At 35.6% G+C, this 14,335-nt stretch carries 15 protein-coding genes; all 15 read right to left on the bottom strand.

The features are described 5' to 3' along the window. Position 1 precedes the first annotated feature (1 nt). The 15 genes from Q1A01_RS18405 to paaC all read right to left on the bottom strand — a co-directional run bounded on the left by Q1A01_RS18405 (position 2) and on the right by paaC (position 14,235). A complete protein-coding gene (locus tag Q1A01_RS18405) occupies positions 2–754 on the bottom strand; it encodes an enoyl-CoA hydratase/isomerase family protein (protein ID WP_299683763.1) in 753 nt (250 codons plus the stop codon). 40 nt (positions 755–794) lie between these two features. Then, positions 795–1,124, bottom strand: a complete 330-nt coding sequence (locus Q1A01_RS18410; protein WP_299683764.1) for a GIY-YIG nuclease family protein — start codon at positions 1,122–1,124, stop codon at positions 795–797. A gap of 84 nt (positions 1,125–1,208) precedes the next feature. Then, positions 1,209–3,743 (bottom strand): phenylacetic acid degradation bifunctional protein PaaZ, encoded by a 2,535-nt coding sequence (paaZ, locus tag Q1A01_RS18415; protein ID WP_299683765.1) that lies wholly within the window; start codon positions 3,741–3,743, stop codon positions 1,209–1,211. Positions 3,744–3,850: 107 nt separating this feature from the next. Next, positions 3,851–4,453, bottom strand: a complete 603-nt coding sequence (locus Q1A01_RS18420) for a short chain dehydrogenase (RefSeq protein ID WP_299683766.1) — start codon at positions 4,451–4,453, stop codon at positions 3,851–3,853. 68 nt (positions 4,454–4,521) lie between these two features. Continuing rightward, a complete protein-coding gene (pcaF, locus tag Q1A01_RS18425) occupies positions 4,522–5,736 on the bottom strand; it encodes a 3-oxoadipyl-CoA thiolase (protein ID WP_299683767.1) in 1,215 nt (404 codons plus the stop codon). Further along, entirely contained in the window at positions 5,733–6,257 is a 525-nt protein-coding gene (locus tag Q1A01_RS18430) for a hypothetical protein (protein ID WP_299683768.1), read from the bottom strand. Before Q1A01_RS18430 ends, pcaF begins: the two co-directional genes overlap by 4 nt. A 90-nt stretch (positions 6,258–6,347) precedes the next feature. Beyond that, positions 6,348–6,755 carry a hypothetical protein gene (locus Q1A01_RS18435; RefSeq protein WP_299683769.1) on the bottom strand — a complete coding sequence of 136 codons (408 nt, stop codon included), beginning with the start codon at positions 6,753–6,755 and terminating at the stop codon, positions 6,348–6,350. Positions 6,756–6,772: 17 nt separating this feature from the next. Beyond that, entirely contained in the window at positions 6,773–7,186 is a 414-nt protein-coding gene (locus tag Q1A01_RS18440; RefSeq protein WP_299683770.1) for a PaaI family thioesterase, read from the bottom strand. 3 nt (positions 7,187–7,189) lie between these two features. Further along, complete coding sequence (locus Q1A01_RS18445) at positions 7,190–8,380, bottom strand: PQQ-dependent sugar dehydrogenase (protein WP_299683771.1); 1,191 nt, start codon at positions 8,378–8,380, stop codon at positions 7,190–7,192. 25 nt (positions 8,381–8,405) lie between these two features. Then, the gene (locus Q1A01_RS18450; RefSeq protein ID WP_299683772.1) at positions 8,406–9,617 is read right to left on the bottom strand and encodes a 3-hydroxyacyl-CoA dehydrogenase NAD-binding domain-containing protein; all 1,212 of its coding nucleotides are present in this window, start codon (positions 9,615–9,617) and stop codon (positions 8,406–8,408) included. A 50-nt stretch (positions 9,618–9,667) separates the two neighbouring features. Further along, the gene (locus tag Q1A01_RS18455; RefSeq protein ID WP_299683773.1) at positions 9,668–10,051 is read right to left on the bottom strand and encodes a hypothetical protein; all 384 of its coding nucleotides are present in this window, start codon (positions 10,049–10,051) and stop codon (positions 9,668–9,670) included. Further along, positions 10,052–10,834, bottom strand: a complete 783-nt coding sequence (locus Q1A01_RS18460; RefSeq protein ID WP_299683775.1) for an enoyl-CoA hydratase-related protein — start codon at positions 10,832–10,834, stop codon at positions 10,052–10,054. Between the two features lie 44 nt (positions 10,835–10,878). Beyond that, complete coding sequence (locus Q1A01_RS18465; RefSeq protein ID WP_299683778.1) at positions 10,879–12,747, bottom strand: right-handed parallel beta-helix repeat-containing protein; 1,869 nt, start codon at positions 12,745–12,747, stop codon at positions 10,879–10,881. 7 nt (positions 12,748–12,754) lie between these two features. Then, complete coding sequence (gene paaD, locus Q1A01_RS18470) at positions 12,755–13,270, bottom strand: 1,2-phenylacetyl-CoA epoxidase subunit PaaD (RefSeq protein ID WP_299683780.1); 516 nt, start codon at positions 13,268–13,270, stop codon at positions 12,755–12,757. A 197-nt stretch (positions 13,271–13,467) separates the two neighbouring features. Continuing rightward, entirely contained in the window at positions 13,468–14,235 is a 768-nt protein-coding gene (paaC, locus tag Q1A01_RS18475; RefSeq protein WP_299683818.1) for a 1,2-phenylacetyl-CoA epoxidase subunit PaaC, read from the bottom strand. Positions 14,236–14,335 lie beyond the last annotated feature (100 nt).

Raw genomic sequence — 14,335 nt, forward strand, 5'->3', positions numbered from 1 at the left:
TCTACTTGAATCTCTTTAATGTTTCTTTTGTAAAGTCACTCAACACCAAACGTCCAGAAATAGCAGCTCTTTCTGCTAGCAATGTATCCCAATCTTCGGTTCCTTTCCAGAAGATGGTTTTCATCTCTCGCATAGCCTCTGGATTATAGGTACAAAGATTTTCTGCAAATGCCTGTACAGCGTCATCTAATGCTTCTGTACTATCATATACTTGGGCATACAATCCTTTTTGTCGTGCCCATTCGGCATCATAAAATGTATTTGCATCAATTGCTATTTGAGACATTCCGGTAAGCCCTAATTTACGTTCTACCGCTGGACCTACTACAAAAGGACCTATTCCAACATTGAGTTCGCTTAATTTAATGCTTGCAAACTTTGTAGCCATACAGTAATCAGTAGCGCTAGCAACACCTACACCACCTCCTACAGTTTTACCTTGCACACGACCTATAATGAATTTAGGACAAGTACGCATCGCATTAATCACATTTGCAAATCCAGAAAAGAATACCCTTCCCGTTTCTGCATCATTAATATTGATTAGCTCCTTAAAACTTGCTCCTGCACAAAACGTACGATCACCTCCACTTTTAAGAATGATTACTTTTACTTCATCATTCTTTCCTGCCTCAGTTATTGTATGTGCAAGTTTTGCTAAAATATCTCCTGGCAAACTATTATGCGCAGGGTGAAAAAACGTAATCGTTGAGATGCCGTTTTGTATGTCTTCTTTTACGTATGGATCGCTCATATTTATTGAATTGTCAATGCGGATTTAGTCCGCATTCGCTTTAATTATTTTCAAATTTCTCTTTACTTGTAACATAGCCTTCAAAATTCCAACCTTCTGAAAGATCTCGCCATTCTGGATTCATCTCTTCAATGAGATTTATTTTCCATTCTCGTTTCCACTTCTTAATCTTTTTTTCTCTTCTAATTGCGGTTTTTGGGCTATCATGGACTTCATACCAAACTAACTGTTTAACATTATACTTTCCCGTATGTGTTCCAAAAGTTGCATTTTTATGATCAAATGTACGCTGTCTAATATTATTTGTCACACCTACATAAAATAACTTATTTTCAATATGAGCCATAATATAAGTATACATTGTTTTCATACTTTTATCAGTTCATTTGATTAACCTAATAAGTTGTTGATTTATGCGAATGCGCAACAAGTGCGCATTGACTACCGCATTCACTTATACCAAACCAAATTGTTCAAAATGATGATTCAAATGCTTGCGTTCTTGTAAATACCATTCATACTTCGTCAAATGTCCAAAAACTGGACTTTTAGGTTGTGCTTTGGGATTTTTCTTAAAGAAGTCTTCAAATACCGTTCGTGCTTCCCAAAACTTCTTCATCGCAGTTTCTAAATCTGGATGACGTAAATCTTCAACCGTTCCTTTTTTCATTAATGGCATCTCATAGTCATGCGGCATTTTCTCATAATTCCATAAGGTTGCAGCCACTTTATCTATGTATTTTTCAGGAGTTGCAATGTCAAAATCTTGTAACTCATTTCCTCCTACACGGTAACTAAACTCTAAATGTTCTATCATGTGTTGTGAGGTCATCATCCCCCATTTTGGAGTAGTTTCTTCAGTTAGTTTAGACAAGCACTCTTTGATTTTTTCTTCAGTCATTTCAACAAACGTAGTTTGTTTTTTCTCTACCATAGTCAAAATAGTAGCCACCGCCACTAAAGCTGTTGCCTCTTCATCTGTCTTTCCATTTTCATAATCTACAGGTTCTGCATCAAAGACTTCTACATACCATTTTACAATACCACTTGGATGCTCTCTTCCAGACACATCGCGTTCACGTTTTTCTTTACAAGTCAATCGCACATAGATCGTATCATTGTGATATAAGGGTCTCAAAAAGCGAATATCTTCCAATCCATAATTGGCTGAAACGGGTCCTTTGTTAGGATACACAAACAATCCTGCTGCTGCCGAAATAATGAAGTATCCATGAGCAGTACGTTTCTTAAAAATACTTCCATCCAGACTTGTAATATCCGTATGCGCATAAAAATGATCCCACGTAAGGTTTGCAAAATTTTGAATATCGGTATCTGTCAATGTACGTTTATGCGTTTGCAAACTCATACCTGGTTTGATATCTTCATAATGATAGGCAAAAGGATGCTTTTCAGCTTCGGTATAGGCTCCATTAGGCTGGTATATTCCCGTAATTTCAGTTAAACTTGTAGGACTTCCTTGTACAGCACATCGCTGCATGTAGTGTTTGATTCCTCGTAGTCCTCCCATTTCTTCTCCTCCACCAGCGCGTCCAGGTCCTCCATGAACTAACAATGGTAATGGCGAACCGTGCCCCGTACTTTGTGGAGCACTTTCTCTATTGAGCGTTAAGATACGTCCATGATGGGATGCTGCTTCTACTGTATACGCTTTCGCGAAAGCGTTATCAGCCGTCACCACAGAACTCACTAATGACCCTTTTCCCATTTGAGCAAGAGTTATTGCTTCTTCAACACCATTATATGGCATTAATGTACTTACTGGACCAAAGGCTTCTACTTCGTGTACCTGTGTATTTTTGAAAGGTTGATCTTCGCGCATTAAGATAGGGCGCATAAAAGCCCCCTTTTCTCCATCGGCACCCATTGCTTCTACGGGATCAAAAGATCCGTAGACAATATCGGCCGTTTTTGATATTTTTTCAACTTGTGTTTTTATTGCATCTCGTTGATCTGTATTAATTAGTGATCCCATACGTACCTCTTTCAGCTTAGGATCGCCAATAACGGTTCTATCCAATTGCTTTCCTAAGGCTATTTGCACGTCTTCCATTAAATTTTCTGGAACGATAATTCGGCGAATGGCTGTACATTTCTGACCACACTTCACCGTCATTTCTTTACGTACTTCTTTTATAAAGATGCCAAATTCTGGAGTACCTGGCACAGCATCAGGTCCTAGAACAGCAGCATTCAAGCTATCTGCTTCCATAGTAAAAGGAACACTCTCTTCTAATAATCTAGGATGCGCTTTTAGTAAACGTCCTGTATGCGCACTTCCTGTAAACGTGACCACATCCTGACTTGCTACCGTATCTAAAATAGACGTGGTAAGTCCTGACAATAATTGTAATGCTCCAGGAGGTAATATCCCGCTATTAATAATTTCTCTAACGACTACTTCTGTTAAAAAAGCCGTTTGCGGTGCTGGTAAAACAACCGCTGGCATTCCAGCCATCCAATTGACAGCACATTTTTCTAACATTCCCCAAACAGGAAAGTTGAAGGCATTGATATGCACCGCTACTCCTTTTTTGGGCACCAAAATATGATGCGCCATAAATCGACCGCCTCGTGATAAATCGATAGGATCTCCTTCTACAGCATACGATTGATCAGGAAATAATTTACGTAAACTCGCATTGGCAAATAGGTTTCCAAACCCTCCTTCTATATCAATCCAACTATCTACCCGTGTAGCCCCAGTTTTATAGCTAACTTCATAAAACTGTTCTTTACGTTTATTAAGATACAATGCTAGTTTTTTAATCATATTACCACGTTGCTGAAAAGTCATATCTCTCAATGCTTTTCCGTGATCACGACCATACTGTAGCGCACTTGCAATATCAAGTCCCTCAGTACTTGTAAGACCTATTATTTCTCCAGTAATAGCGTCATACATATTACGGGTATTTTTATTGTCTCCACTGACCCATTGGCCATTTATATAAGATTCTAAAATCATAAAAACTATCGTTTTTGAAATTGAAATCGAAATCGAAACTGAAATCGAAAAATTCTTTATTTGTTAGTATGCTTTCGCGAACCTGCCTGACGGCAGGCAGGAGCGTATTAACTACGTATTCTAATAATCTGTCCGTTAATTTTACCAAGTACACTCTTTACATAGCCGTCTACGACTTTATGCATAGGCACGGGTGTATTTCCAGGGAAATAATCTTTATACTTTTCGTAGGCATCTTCTACAAGATCAGCCGACACTACATTTACACGAATACCTCTTTCTAACTCTAATGCAACCGCTTTTGTAAAGCTCTGAATTGCACCATTAACCATCGCCGCACTTGTGGTCATATCTACAGGTTCATCAGCTAGGATTCCTGTAGTTAATGTAATAGATCCTCCATCATTCAAAAAGGCTCTTCCTAAACGAACTAGATTTACTTGTCCCATCATCTTACTTCTGATACCTATATAAAAATCGTCTTCAGATAAGTTATCAAATTTGTCCCATTTTGCATCTCCTGCAATATTCACAATAGCATCTACTTTCCCAACAGCATCAAACATCTTCTGAATAGATTCAGAAGAAGCGATATCAACCGTGACATCACCAGATGATCTCCCTGCAATAAGTACTTCATGGTTTTCAGCAAAACGTTGTGTTACTGTTTTTCCTATAGTTCCGTTTCCTCCTATAATTAGTATTTTCATATAGGTATATTTTAAAATACACTTTCATACTTCGACAGGCTCAGCATAAACTTCACCTTCATAAAAGCTTATACATTTACATTTTCAATAATAGCTGCATATCCTTGTCCCACTCCTATACACATCGTAATTAATGCATATTTTTTCTTCTGTTCTTGAAGTTCCAAAGCTGCCGAATAGGCAATACGCGCTCCCGTCACTCCTAATGGATGGCCAATTGCAATAGATCCTCCGTTTGGATTAATACGAGGATCATCATCTGCTAAACCCCATTCTCTAATACATGCCAACGCTTGTGATGCAAAGGCTTCATTAAGCTCAATGACGTCCATATCATCCATGGTCAATCCTGCTTTTTTTAATGCTTTATTCGAAGCTTGCACAGGTCCAATTCCCATGATACGTGGCTCTACACCTACTACTGCTGAACTTACAATTCTTGCTAATGGTTTTAATCCATATTTTTTCACAGCATCTTCACTAGCAACAATAGTTGCCGCGGCACCATCATTTAATCCAGAACTATTTCCTGCTGTTACACTTCCTCCCTCTTTCTTAAATGCTGGACGTAATTTTGCTAATATTTCTTTAGATGTCGTAGGTTTTATAAACTCATCATCTTTAAAAATGATAGGGTCTTTTTTACGTTGTGGAATTTCTACTGCTATAATTTCTTTTGCAAGTCTTCCCGACTCTTGCGCTTTTGTAGCTTTCATTTGGCTATGGTATGCAAAAGAATCTTGATCTTCACGAGAAATATTATATTTTTCTACCAAGTTTTCTGCTGTATTACCCATTCCATCAACGCCATATAATTCTTTCATCTTTGGATTGACAAAACGCCATCCAAAGGTAGAATCATACATTTTGCTATCTCCTCCAAAAGCTGTTGATGGTTTTGCCATCACATAAGGACCACGGGTCATATTTTCTACTCCTCCAGATATAAATAGATCTCCGTCTCCGGATTTGATCGCACGATTTGCTTGTATAATTGCTGAAAGACCACTACTACATAATCTGTTTACAGTTTCACCTGGCACTGTAAATGGAAGTCCTGCTAATAATAATGACATACGAGCCACATTACGATTATCTTCTCCCGCTTGATTTGCACATCCCATAATCACATCGTCATAAGCCTCTTTAGGGATATCTGGGTTACGTTTTACAACCTCACGTATTACATGCGCCCCTAAATCATCAGTACGCACTGCTTTTAATGTTCCTTTATAATTTCCTATTGGAGTACGAACTCCATCTATAATATATGCTTCTTTCATAATTTTCCTTTGGCCTTTATTTTTGCTGAGGCAACGGCTGTATTAACAGACGCTATATATGTTTTTTCTTTACTTTCTTCATAAAAACTTGTCACTACTATACTACTCTCTTCTGTATTTTTCATACAATAGATCAACGTAATATAAGGGGTTCCTTCTCTGTCTATTCTTTGCTTTAAAAATAACATGTTTTTCCCTCCTATCTCTTTTGTACCTCTTTCTAAAATTTCTGCACCTCCTTTAGATTCTTGTTGAGCAAGATCTCCTTCCATTTTCTCATAAGAAGCTGGTACAACCATCGCTATAATTCCTGCTTTTTCGTCTTGAGTAAAATACGATGTTCCTTGAGCAACAGGGTATAAATCCTTATCTACATCCATCACCACTTCTGCTCCAAATAGCATTTCCATAGCTTCTTTGAGTTTCTCTGCATTTTCTTCGGGTGATTCTTCTGTAGTTTTTTGCGCGAATGATATTACTGAGATACACATCATTGCAATAAGTATGATTTGTTTTTTCATTTTATGTATTTTATTATTTTTAATCATCTTTGATGATTTTACAGCTAGTTTATTTAAAATTATTTAAGTTAATATCTCATTGATCTCTCACTAAAAATGAGAAGATTCAACTACCTTATATATTTGTTTTTTATACTTTTCGTTTTCATCATAAGGACACGTCACTAAAATAGAGATTGCCTTACGATCACTTTTCTTTTTAAAAAAATGATACATATGTGTTTTCTCATCATCATATGTTTGTGTTCCTAAAATTAAATAAGTGTCTAATTCTGGTATATAACTTCTACTATAGTCATCAAGAAAATCTAATAGTGTAGTCATAGATTCATAACGTTTTTTTGCACTTTCTTTTATTGTATGAACTGAATACGAGACTTCTTCACTTTTTACATCACTGCCTTTAATCACATCTGTTTTATACGTTATTCCACCTACTTCAAACGTAATAACATCTGATTCTTGCTTACAACTTATAAGAACGCAAGTGAACAACAAAAAAAACAGCCTCCTTTTCATTCTGTCCAATCTTTAGTTGTTCTATAAACAACACCTTTAAACAAAGCAACAAGCTCTTCCCCTCTTTTTACTTCCACAATATTGAAACCTACTTTTGTTTTTTGATGATTTACTGTTGCTTCGGCTGTGATATAATCTCCTTCTACTAATGCTTCTATATGATTAATGCTCGTTTCTATAGAAACGGCATATTTACCATGTGTATTTGCAGTAAATCCAAAAGCAGTATCAGCTAGCGAATACGTAATACCTCCATGAGCAAAATTCATACTATTAAGCATTTCTTTACGCACTTTCATTCCTACTTTCACATAACCTACTTTAGATTCTATAATCTCAATTCCTAACCAAGTACTGTATGCATCTTGGCTTAGCATTTTATGTGGTATTAACTCTCCTTTTAGAGGCATTTGTTATTTAGTTTTATTACTTATTCTGATAATGCTACCATTAGACTTACTAATATCATTTCGTTCTAACAATGCAATGATATCTCCACTAGGCAACTGTTTTATCGTTCTGACCCTACCTTCGATGGCTAAACTAACGGTTTCGTTTGTATCACGATTATATTTCATTAATCTTCGATAAGCTAGTGAACCTATCAAAAAATGATTATTCCATGCTTCGATAGTACTTCCATCTACCTTCAGCAAACAAGAAGGAGCTATTGCTTGTCCTCCATCTTCTGTTGGTACCGTCCAATAATGCTCTGGCAATATGGTTGTTTTTAAAGCTTCTTCTTCTGTAATGGTAGAAATACTTTCTCCATTATAATGAATACCATAGGTAAAGATAGGCCATCCATAATTACCTCCTGCTTTTATAACATTGAATTCATCACCTCCTTTTGGACCGTGTTCAACGCCAAACAATGTTTTACTATTTTTATCATAGACTAATCCTTGAGAATCTCGATGCCCATAACTCCAAATAGTTGTAGGTTTTGTTAAGCCCTCAAAAATTGGATTATCTATAGGGGTGGTTCCATCATCTTTTAATCTATGTATTTTCCCTGAATCCTCATTGAGGTTTTGTGCTGTTACTATTGGATTTGTACTCGTCGTAAAAACAGACCCTCCTACATTAAGAAAAAAATGCTCCTCATCTTCCCAGACAATTCGCATTCCATTTCCGTAATAGTTTTGGGTTCTTGTCTTAAAAATAGTTTCAAATTGAGTTGTCTGATTATTCTCTATTTTAAATCTAGACACTTTTGCAAACCCTGCTGTATCTAAATAAGAAATGTACATCCAATGATTTACCTCAAACTTTGGATGTAAACTGACATCCATAAGCCCTCCATGCATGACTGCTGGAATTCCTTTATCTCCAAATGTCTTGACATCTGGAATTCCTTTTATTTCGGTTTGACTCCCTTCTTTATAATGAAATAACTTCCCTATTCTATCTGTAACAAAATATTCGGTATCATTAACGATAGCTATACCATATGGAATAACAAATCCCTCAACAATAGTCTCTACAGAGAAAGCGTCTTCGCTAATAGGGAATGGCGAGTCAGGAACTTCTACAATTGTCTTTTTACAACTTATTAGAGTTGTAACTAAAAACAATACTATTAAAGTTTTAACTGATTTCACTCCTATTGGTTGATTTTGTTGTACTCTATTCAAAAAAATTCTTTCCTTCTTTATTCATTCTGCGTAACAAGGGTGAGCATCTATACCTATCCTCTCTATATTCATCATAAAGTGTATCCATCATTGTAACACACCAATCAATACCTTTTTCATCTGCCCATGCGAGTAATCCTTTAGGGTAATTCACTCCTTTAGTCATGGCGCTATCTATGTCTTCGGCACTCGCTACATTCCAAAACAAGGCATCTGCAGCTTCATTGATAAGCATGACAAGCACACGATCAAAGATTTGAGTTCCTACTACTTCATCTGAATTTGCTTTATCGCTTTGCTCTCCCTCTGGTTGTGAATCTCCTTTTCTCACTTTCGCGAAAGCGTTATTAGCATTTTCATCGGTATAATGATAATAACCTCGTCCTGATTTCCGTCCTAAATAACCCGCCTGACTATGTCTTTGCTGGGTAAAAGAGGGTTTATATCTAGGGTCTTGATAAAAGGCATTAAATACTGTTTCTGTCACTGTATAATTAACATCATTTCCTATAAAATCCATCAATTCAAAAGGCCCCATTCTAAAACCTCCTATAGATTTCATAGCCCAATCAATGGTTGCAAAATCTGCAATTCCTTCTTCGTACATACGTAATGCTTCTCCATAAAATGGACGTGCTACACGATTTACAATAAATCCAGGAGTATCCTTTGCTACCGCCACTACTTTCTTCCACCGCGTAATTTCTGCAACACACGTATCTAATACTCCTTGAGAAGTTTGTACCGCTGGAATTACTTCAACTAATTTCATTAAAGGTGCAGGATTAAAGAAATGGATTCCTATACAACGCTCTGGTTTTTCTAATGATGCTGCAATAGATGCAATAGAAAGACTAGACGTGTTTGAAGCTATAATACTCGTATCAGATACATAGGATTCTAGTTCTTGAAACACTTTCCTTTTAATGTCAAGGTTTTCAATAATAGCTTCAATAGTCAAGTCTGCATCTGCTAGCTCTTTTAAAGAATTTACATATTGGATATTTCCTTGAATTCTATTTTTTTCTACCGTATCGATTCTTCCTTTTTCAATTAATCGATTTAAGATTTTTTCAAGCTTTGCTTTAGCTGTTTCTAATGCCGTTTGATTTGTATCAAACAAAGAAACTACACATCCTGCAGTTGCTGCTACTTGTGCAATTCCAGAACCCATGGTTCCTGCTCCTATAACACCTATATTCATATATTTACTTTTATTGTCATTTCACATCAAGTTTAAAATGACAAATCAATTTACTCATTAAATTTCTTTAAAACTTCTGTATTACTTAATTCCTTCCCATTCCAAATTAAGACAAGCTTTCCTCCAACTCTTTCGAATGATTCTAAAAATATACGTTTCTCAGTTTCTGAAATACCACCTTCAACTAATTCCATTGGATGAACAAGGATTGAATTGTATCTTTTAATTTTATAATCCTTCTTTAGTTTTAGAAATACTTTTTTAAAAAACTCTTCTGCAACTTCAAAATCGGCAATCAAAAGTCTTACATTGGAAAATGATATACTTGATTTTTCTCGTATTCTTTTTCCTTTTTCAACATCGATGATTTCAATTTCATCTTTCCATAGTTTTACATACAACAGATCATCTTTAAAGAGCCCTCTTAAAACCATCTATTTTCCCTTAAATTCTGGCTTACGCTTTTCTACAAAAGCAGCTACACCTTCTGCATAATCTTCACTGCTTGCTGCTTCTATCTGTAATTTTGATTCTAATGCGAGTTGTGTTTCTAATGTATTACTCATAGACTCGTTAAGTAATTGCTTGGTCATGCCTAATGCTTTTGTAGGCATTTGAGCAAGTATACTTGCAATCTTCTCTATTTCTGTTTGAAAATCTTCTAGAGAGGTTACCTTATAAATCATCCCCATTTCCGCTGCATCTGTAGCTGACACTTTATCACCTAACATCATTAAAGCACTGGCTTTTCCAAATCCTATTAGTCTAGGTAAAAAAAACGTTCCTGCACTATCTGGAACTAAGCCTATTTTACTAAAAGCTTGTATAAAACTTACTTTTTCGTGAGCAATCACAATATCACAAGCTAACGCAATGTTTGCTCCTGCACCAGCTGCTACCCCATTTACCGCTGCAATTATTGGCTTTTTAATAGCACGTATTCTTGTAATAATAGGATTATAATGTTCTTCTAGAATTTTCTTAAACCCTGGATTTAAATCTGGTGTAGTAACTTCTTTTAAATCTTGCCCAGCACAAAAGGCTTTCCCACTTCCGATAATTACAATAGCTCTTACAGACGCATCACTTTCACAAGCATCTAATTCACTTTGAAAAGCTAGTGCCATCTCTCTGTTGAAACTATTAAAAACTTCTGGACGATTTAGCGTAAGTGTTGCCACTCCGTTGTGTATTTCTTTTTGAATAGATTGACTCATAATAGCGCTTATTTAAGCAGGGATTGTTTTAAATTTATTTAAACTTACTTTTTTATAAGTTTTATACTTTTTTGTTTTTGACTCTTACTGTCAATTATTTTTAAAATATACGTTCCGTCAGGATAACTACTCATCGTTATCTGAGAACCACTCTCTAATAAAGAGAATTCTTTTAATTTATTACCTAAAATTGAATATAAAATTACTTGATAATTTCCTTCCGGTAATTCAAGTATTAAAGTGTCATCTACTGGATTGGGATATACTATTAATAAACCCACATCAAAAGCATCAACACTTAATGTTCCATCTATTAGCTCTAATGATAAAGATGCTTCAGAGCCTATCGCATAACAATCATTAGGAGAAATTTCAATATCTAATACTTCTAAAGCTTCTTCTTCTTGATCAAGTACAATATCAATAGTTTCTTCTAACTGACTTTCTCCATCTTCAAATAATACAAAACCTGGTTGTTTATCATAATCTTCACCAAAAGTTGCTGTTCCCTCTAAAGAGAGATTTACCGCTACAGGTAATAACAACTCACTCTCCCTTTGGAGATCAAATTGAAAAGAAGCATCAACGCCTTCTGTATACTGCAATTGCGAAGCAGTAATAGTTACTTCTGTCTCTGGAAAACTATTAAAAGAGTCAAATGTAACTGCTGTATTTTCAGGATCGACTCCAGTTTCAAAAGCAACATTATTAGGGTTAATTACGTAAAAATTTCCCGTAACATTCCCTAAACCTGGAGATGTAGGTAAGTTCTCCACTAAATTCAGAAATGGAATATCCTCATCATAAATAATTGTACAATTTGTAAATGTAGCCCCTCCAAACCTCGCTACTGGATTTTCATAATCTGTTACTTCAAAGAAAATCGGATTATTTAAATCTATAGGATCATTTGAAACATCTTTGAAAACACAATTTTCAAAATTTGCCTGATAACTATCTATAGTCTTCGATATATATACGGCTGTCCACTCACTGCTATCTATATAACAGTTAGAAAAAGTAACAAAGCCATCTACTCCATTTTCACCATTGTCATCTATATTTAATTCTGCAAATGAAAATGTATTGGAAGGATCATGATTACCAGACATGTATGTATCTTCTACTACTATAGAAATATCTTGAGAGGAGTCGTCCATAAACTCCATGGCTACCTGAATCGCATTTCCATTATTATTAAGAATTCTGCACCCTTTAATAAGCACATCTTCTATACGTTGATCTGGCTCAAAAGGTTCTATATCAATCCCGTCTTCTGGTAATGTTCCGCTAGTATCTGAAAACTCACAATACAAAATCTCAACATTTTTTGCAGATATGATTGCTAATCCTTGCCTGTAATTATTATTTGAAACACAATTTTTAATCCTGATATTTTCCGAATAATTCTGAGGACTATCTGCTGCAAAGCTTTTACTGATACTGATACCATCACCTCCAGAATCTCGTATGGTCAATCCTTCTATTAAAATACTTATAGCAGAATTCAAATCAATACCATGCCTAAATTCACTATCAGCAAGATCAATATATTCTTGCTTATTCATTATTAATGTAGCTCCATATCCCAGAATGGTAATATTACTTCTATCTCGTATGCGTATCAAGGAATCAAACTCTCCAAATACATTAGGGAGTGCTCGTATCACCACACCTTTTTCTAAAATAATTGTCACATCATCCCGATTTATATCAAGAGGCCCTGTACGCCAATTCATTCCTACATTATCTATAACAATTGTATCTGCAGTTGTATTTGTAAATGCTATTTCTAAAAAGGAAGTACTATCATTAGCATCAAATCCAATATCTGTAGAAACAACTACTTTGGAAGCCTTTACTGAAGAAAAAGTAAAAACTATAAAAAGCAGTGCTAAAAATATATTTTTCATACTGATCTTATTTCAAGCATTTAAAATAGTCAAAGGGTTCTTGACAGATGTCACATTTAAATAATGCTTTACAAGCTGTGGAACCAAACTGACTGACCAAGTGTGTTTCTGTCGACCCACAATTGGTACATTTTACAATTTTCTTATTGCCTAATAATGCTTCTTTATCTGCTTCGGGAGATAACGGGGCTGCGATTCCATATTCTTCAAGTGCCTTCCTTCCTCGATCAGTGATCCAGTCTGTTGTCCAAGCAGGACTCAACACCAACTTGATTTTTGCTTTTTTATTCGCTTTCGCGAAAGCGGATACAATATCATCCCCAATGACATCCATCGCTGGACATCCCGAATAGGTAGGTGTTATTTTTACTTGAATCACTCCATCTACTTCAATGGCTTCTCGTACAACACCCATATCCATAATAGAAAGCACAGGTATCTCTGGATCTGAAACAGATTCCAGGATTGATACAAGATGTGGTTCTATATGTTGGGTTTGAACATTCAAAATAACATTATGCATTTAAAAAAAGTAAAATAACAGACATTACTAAAACACTAATTCCAGTTACAATTACAACTACTGCAACTGCATATAATTTACCAGGTTCATTATTTATTGAATCTATATTTTTATGAAAATACGAATACATTCTAAAACCTATTACTATGATTAATAAACCTAAAAGAGCATATAATATTGATTCAATATCAGTCACCTTACCATTCCATATTAGGATAGGTACGTTGCATATACTGCATATCTGATAGGATGTATCCCATATATTCTGAATGGATTCCTTGTTTTCCTCCTTTATGAAAGTATTTACCTTCTGGAACTTCTAAAGTAGCTTCTTCTAACACTTCTGAGATCATTTTATAATAGATCTCTTTTAGTTTAGATGTTTCTACTCCAATACCCTCTGCAATCATTGCTTGATCTGCCTCGGTTTGATGAAATAGCTCATCGGTATACATCCATAAATCTGTCACAGCTTCTTGCACGCGTTCATGACTTTCTTCTGTACCATCTCCTAACCTTCTAATCCAATCTGAAGAAAAACGCCAGTGATAACTTACTTCTTTAATAGACTTCTTTGCTATAGCGGCAAGGGTTTCATCATTACTTTTTTCTAATTCTCTTAAAAATAACAGATGATAGGCATCAAAAAGAAACTGACGTACGATCGTATAACCAAAATCCGTATTGGGCTGTTCTACAAGTAGTACATTCCTATATTGACGTTCTATTCTTAAGAACGCAATCGTATCTTCTGTAGCATCATTATCACTACTTATCTGAGCTGCGTACTGAAAATAACTACGTACCTGACCAAACAAATCCAATGAAATATTTGTCCCAGCAATATCAGTTTCTAGGCTTGGTCCATGACCACATAATTCTCCTAGACGTTGTCCAAGGATAAGACTATTGTCTGCAATACCTAGAATATAATTGTATAAGTTCCCTCTCTGTCCTTCGGACATCTCTCCTAAAGGGAGAGAACTTGTATCTGTTGTACTATTATTTGTCATAATTAAAATATTACTCCTTACTCCTTTAGGGAGAAGGTTGGGATGAGGGAAT

The organism is uncultured Dokdonia sp. (genome assembly GCF_947492815.1).
Taxonomy (GTDB): domain Bacteria; phylum Bacteroidota; class Bacteroidia; order Flavobacteriales; family Flavobacteriaceae; genus Dokdonia.

Bases quoted from the DNA above. Each gene is read 5' to 3' on its own strand.
- Q1A01_RS18405 (WP_299683763.1), bottom strand. From the start codon at position 754: ATGAGCGATCCATACGTAAAAGAAGACATACAAAACGGCATCTCAACG.
- Q1A01_RS18410 (WP_299683764.1), bottom strand. From the start codon at position 1,124: ATGAAAACAATGTATACTTATATTATGGCTCATATTGAAAATAAGTTA.
- paaZ (WP_299683765.1), bottom strand. From the start codon at position 3,743: ATGATTTTAGAATCTTATATAAATGGCCAATGGGTCAGTGGAGACAAT.
- Q1A01_RS18420 (WP_299683766.1), bottom strand. From the start codon at position 4,453: ATGAAAATACTAATTATAGGAGGAAACGGAACTATAGGAAAAACAGTA.
- pcaF (WP_299683767.1), bottom strand. From the start codon at position 5,736: ATGAAAGAAGCATATATTATAGATGGAGTTCGTACTCCAATAGGAAAT.
- Q1A01_RS18430 (WP_299683768.1), bottom strand. From the start codon at position 6,257: ATGAAAAAACAAATCATACTTATTGCAATGATGTGTATCTCAGTAATA.
- Q1A01_RS18440 (WP_299683770.1), bottom strand. From the start codon at position 7,186: ATGCCTCTAAAAGGAGAGTTAATACCACATAAAATGCTAAGCCAAGAT.
- Q1A01_RS18450 (WP_299683772.1), bottom strand. From the start codon at position 9,617: ATGAATATAGGTGTTATAGGAGCAGGAACCATGGGTTCTGGAATTGCA.
- Q1A01_RS18455 (WP_299683773.1), bottom strand. From the start codon at position 10,051: ATGGTTTTAAGAGGGCTCTTTAAAGATGATCTGTTGTATGTAAAACTA.
- Q1A01_RS18460 (WP_299683775.1), bottom strand. From the start codon at position 10,834: ATGAGTCAATCTATTCAAAAAGAAATACACAACGGAGTGGCAACACTT.
- Q1A01_RS18465 (WP_299683778.1), bottom strand. From the start codon at position 12,747: ATGAAAAATATATTTTTAGCACTGCTTTTTATAGTTTTTACTTTTTCT.
- paaD (WP_299683780.1), bottom strand. From the start codon at position 13,270: ATGCATAATGTTATTTTGAATGTTCAAACCCAACATATAGAACCACAT.
- paaC (WP_299683818.1), bottom strand. From the start codon at position 14,235: ATGTCCGAAGGACAGAGAGGGAACTTATACAATTATATTCTAGGTATT.